At 61.8% G+C, this 4618-nt stretch carries 5 protein-coding genes; all 5 read left to right on the top strand.

The genetic code is table 11. The features are described from left to right. Nucleotides 1-261: 261 nt before the first annotated feature. Entirely contained in the window at nt 262-1287 is a 1026-nt protein-coding gene (locus ACXRVY_RS17740) for an ABC transporter substrate-binding protein (RefSeq protein ID WP_223463130.1), read from the top strand. Further along, on the top strand, nt 1284-2216 hold the full coding sequence (locus tag ACXRVY_RS17735; protein ID WP_223463131.1) for an ABC transporter permease: 933 nt from the start codon (nt 1284-1286) through the stop codon (nt 2214-2216). The genes ACXRVY_RS17740 and ACXRVY_RS17735 overlap by 4 nt, the downstream gene beginning before the upstream one ends. A 6-nt stretch (nt 2217-2222) precedes the next feature. Next, nucleotides 2223-3032, top strand: a complete 810-nt coding sequence (locus ACXRVY_RS17730; protein WP_007976227.1) for an ABC transporter permease — start codon at nt 2223-2225, stop codon at nt 3030-3032. 16 nt (nt 3033-3048) lie between these two features. Next, complete coding sequence (locus ACXRVY_RS17725; RefSeq protein ID WP_458237876.1) at nt 3049-4203, top strand: ABC transporter ATP-binding protein; 1155 nt, start codon at nt 3049-3051, stop codon at nt 4201-4203. Nucleotides 4204-4467: 264 nt separating this feature from the next. Further along, a partial coding sequence (locus ACXRVY_RS17720) for a hypothetical protein (RefSeq protein WP_458237877.1) occupies nt 4468-4618 on the top strand: 151 nt, incomplete at its 3' end.

The raw sequence follows: 4618 nt of genomic DNA, 5'->3' as shown, positions 1-4618 counted from the left end.
ATATCGACTGACACGCCCTCATCGCGAGCAGGCTCGCTCCTACAGGGGATTGCGTTGCCTGACCGGCTCCGGCCAATCCCCAGAACCCAAAAATCCACTTTCGGCTGATAGTCGGTACGGCAAAGTGCTTGCACAAAGTTTGGAATACCATAATATGATATTCCATAGACCGAACAGTCAGCACTGACTCGACGGACTGATGCTCCCGATAGGCGGGCACTCGAAAGCCCCGCTCATAAACACAACAATGAGGGCGTGAAAATGGTGTTGAACAAACGTGCGACCGCGGTTCTTTTTGCGGGACTGTTGAGCGTGACCAGCCAGGCATTGCTGGCGGCTGAAAGCGTCAACTTCGTGAGTTGGGGCGGCAGCACCCAGGATGCGCAGAAGCAGGCCTGGGCCGACCCGTTCAGCAAGGCCAGCGGCATCACCGTGGTGCAGGATGGCCCGACCGACTACGGCAAACTCAAGGCCATGGTCGAAAGCGGCAACGTGCAATGGGACGTGGTCGACGTCGAAGCCGACTTCGCCCTGCGCGCCGCCTCCGAAGGCTTGCTCGAACCCCTCGACTTCAAAGTCATACAGCGCGACAAGATCGACCCGCGCTTCGTCAGCGATCACGGCGTCGGTTCGTTCTTCTTCTCCTTCGTTCTCGGCTACAACGAAGGCAAGCTCGGCGCCAGCAAGCCTCAGGACTGGTCCGCGCTGTTCGACACCAAGACCTACCCCGGCAAGCGCGCCCTCTACAAATGGCCAAGCCCTGGCGTGCTCGAACTGGCGCTGCTGGCCGACGGCGTGCCTGCCGACAAACTCTACCCGCTGGACCTGGACCGCGCGTTCAAAAAACTCGACACCATCAAGAAAGACATCGTCTGGTGGGGCGGCGGCGCGCAGTCGCAGCAGTTGCTGGCCTCCGGTGAAGCGAGCATGGGCCAGTTCTGGAACGGCCGGATTCACGCCCTGCAAGAAGACGGCGCCCCGGTCGGCGTAAGCTGGAAGCAGAACCTGGTCATGGCCGACATCCTGGTMATTCCCAAGGGTTCGAAAAACAAGGACGCGGCGATGAAGTTCCTGGCCAACGCCAGCAGTGCCAAGGGCCAGGCCGACTTCTCCAACCTGACCGCCTACGCCCCGGTCAACGTCGACAGCGTGCAGCGCCTGGACTCGGTGCTCGCCCCGAATCTGCCGACCGCTTACGCCAAGGATCAGATCACTCTTGATTTCGCGTACTGGGCCAAGAACGGTCCTGCCATCGCGACACGGTGGAACGAATGGCTGGTCAAATGAAAATGACGGCAACCGCATCCCGTCCCTCCACGTCAGTCGGGAGCGCCCCTGGCGCTGCCGGCAAGGCGGCTGCAATGACGCAATCGCCAAGCCTGGCCCAACGCTGGCGCGGATCGAGCAACCTGATCCCCGCCCTGCTGTTCCTCGGCCTGTTCTTCCTCGCGCCGCTGATTGGCCTGCTGTTGCGCGGCGTGCTGGAACCGGTGCCGGGCCTGGGCAACTACGAGCAACTGTTCGCCAACTCGGCCTATGCGCGGGTGTTGCTCAACACCTTCTCGGTGGCGGGACTGGTGACGCTGTTCAGTCTGTTGCTGGGTTTCCCGCTGGCCTGGGCGATCACCCTGGTGCCCCGTGGCTGGGGTCGCTGGATCCTCAACATCGTGCTGCTGTCGATGTGGACCAGCCTGCTCGCCCGCACCTACTCCTGGCTGGTGCTGCTGCAAGCCTCCGGGGTGATCAACAAGGCGTTGATGGCCATGGGCATCATCGATCAACCGCTGGAGATGGTGCACAACCTCACCGGCGTGGTGATCGGCATGAGCTACATCATGATCCCGTTCATCGTGCTGCCATTGCAGGCGACCATGCAGGCCATCGACCCGATGATCCTGCARGCTGGTTCCATCTGCGGCGCCAGCCCCTGGACCAACTTCTTCCGGGTGTTCCTGCCACTGTGCCGGCCGGGGCTGTTCTCCGGCGGTTTGATGGTGTTCGTGATGTCCCTCGGTTACTACGTGACCCCGGCGCTGCTGGGCGGTGCGCAGAACATGATGCTGCCCGAGTTCATCATTCAGCAGGTGCAGTCGTTCCTCAACTGGGGCCTGGCCAGCGCCGGCGCCGCGTTGCTGATCGTGATCACGCTGGTGCTGTTCTACTTCTACCTGAAGCTCCAGCCGGAATCCCCGGTTGGCGCTAGCAACGCGAGGTAAGCCGTCATGCTCCTGACCCCCAATGCCATGAGCCGGCGCATGCGCTTCGGCCTTTATGCCACCACCGGGCTGATCGGGCTGTTCCTGCTGCTGCCGATCGTGTTCATCGTGCTGCTGTCGTTCGGCTCGTCGCAATGGCTGGTGTTCCCGCCACCGGGCTGGACGCTGAAATGGTACGGCCAGTTCTTCTCCAACGCCGACTGGATGAACGCGGCGATGGCCAGCCTCAAGGTCGCGGTGCTGACTACGTTCTTCGCCGTCGCGCTGGGCCTGCCGACCGCATTCGCCCTGGTGCGTGGCCGCTTCCCCGGCCGGGAAATGCTCTACGGCCTGTTCACCCTGCCGATGATCGTGCCGTTGGTGATCATCGCCGTGGCGGTCTACGCGCTGTTCCTGAAACTGGGTTACACCGGGACCATGTTCGCGTTCGTGGTCAGCCACGTCATCGTCGCGTTGCCGTTCACCATCATCTCGATCATCAACTCGCTGAAGCTGTTCGACCAGTCGATCGAGGATGCGGCGGTGATCTGCGGTGCCTCGCGCCTGCAAGCGGTGTTCAAGGTGACATTCCCGGCGATCCGTCCGGGCATGGTGGCCGGCGCCCTCTTCGCCTTCCTCGTCTCGTGGGATGAAGTGGTGCTGAGCGTGATGATGGCCAGCCCGACCCTGCAAACCCTTCCCGTGAAAATGTGGACCACCCTGCGCCAGGATCTGACGCCCGTGATCGCCGTCGCCTCGACGCTGCTGATCGGCCTCTCGGTGTTGGTCATGGTCATCGCCGCCGCTCTGCGCCGGCGCAACGAAATCAGCGCTTGAGCGCCAGGAGTACGACATGAGTGCAGTGATCAAAGATTCCGCGCAGCAAAATGACAAACCCCTGGTCAGCCTGCGTAACCTGAACAAGCACTACGGCGACTTTGCCGCCGTGGACAACATCTCGCTGGACATCAAGGACGGTGAATTCCTCACCTTCCTCGGCTCCAGCGGCTCGGGCAAAAGCACCACGCTGTCGATGCTGGCCGGGTTCGAAACCCCGAGCAGCGGCGAGATCCTGGTCAACGGCCAGTCGCTGGTGAACGTGCCGCCGCACAAGCGCGACATCGGCATGGTGTTCCAGCGCTATTCGCTGTTCCCGCATCTGTCAGTGCGCGACAACATCGTCTTCCCGCTGGCCATTCGCAAACTGGCCGCCGCCGAACGCGAGCGCCGGGTCGATGCGATGCTCAAACTGGTGCAGCTCGAGCAATTTGCCCATCGCCGCCCTTCGCAACTGTCCGGTGGCCAGCAGCAACGAGTCGCTATCGCCCGGGCGCTGGYTTACGAACCACGCATCCTGCTGATGGACGAACCCCTCGGTGCACTGGACAAAAAACTGCGTGAAGACTTGCAGGATGAACTGCGTCAGCTGCATCGACGCCTGGGCATCACCATCGTCTATGTGACCCACGATCAGGAAGAGGCCATGCGCCTGTCCCAGCGCATCGCGATTTTCAGCCACGGCAAGATCGTCGGCCTCGGCAGCGGCTATGACCTGTACCAGAACCCGCCGAACGCCTTTGTCGCGTCGTTCCTCGGCAACTCGAACTTCCTCAAGCTCAAGGCCCAGGGTAATGCGGTGGCGAGCTTCGAAGGCCAGGCACTGTCGATCCGCCTCACCGCCGGCCTGCACACCGATCAGGACGTGCTGCTGATGGTGCGTCCGGAAAAAGCCCTGGCCCTGAGCAATGAACAAGCCCTTGCCGAACCGCTGGCCGCCGGCTGGAACGAAGTCTCGGCTAATGTCGTGGAGGTGCTGTTTCTCGGCGAAAGCCAGACCTGCAGCGTGGTCACCGCTGGCGGCACCTCGATGACGGTCAAGGCACTGTCCGCCGCCGGCATGCCGCTCAAGGCCGGTGACCCGGTGCGGGTGCGCTGGGCCACCGCCGATGCCTGCGTCTACACCGAATGGGCCGAAAGCGACCTGAACAAGGCCGCCGGCGCTCACTGATCCATTGGCCTGCGCGCGCGAGCCACTATAATGAGTCACCCTCGGGCCACCACAACGTCGGGTTGTGGTGGCCTTTTTTCTGTCGCCTGTAAGATAAATTGGACAACTGATTCCTATAATCCCGGTTTAATGCTAAATAGTGCTCAGTATTTTTAACACCCGACCCTGTCGTGCCACACAGTGCAACGAGAATAACGATATGAAAGTCCATTTCGAGAAAAGTGAAGTGTTTGGGACCCTCCACCTGCAAGCGGCGGTGGCAGCATGATCGAAGTTACCGAAGTTTCCATTGCCGAGTTGCGCGCCGCGCTCGAATCCGGCCAGACCACGTCGGTTGAGTTGGTCCAGGCTTATCTCGCGCGGATCGACGCCTATGACGGCCCCGAAACGCCAACGGCCCTGAACGCGGTGCGGT

This window comes from Pseudomonas sp. P5_A2_2, from assembly GCF_054177685.1.
Note: the sequence above shows the minus strand (reverse complement) of the source record. Positions and strands in the feature narration are given on the sequence as shown.

Coding starts and splice junctions, on each gene's coding strand:
- ACXRVY_RS17730 (WP_007976227.1), top strand. CDS start 2,223: ATGCTCCTGACCCCCAATGCCATGAGCCGGCGCATGCGCTTCGGCCTT.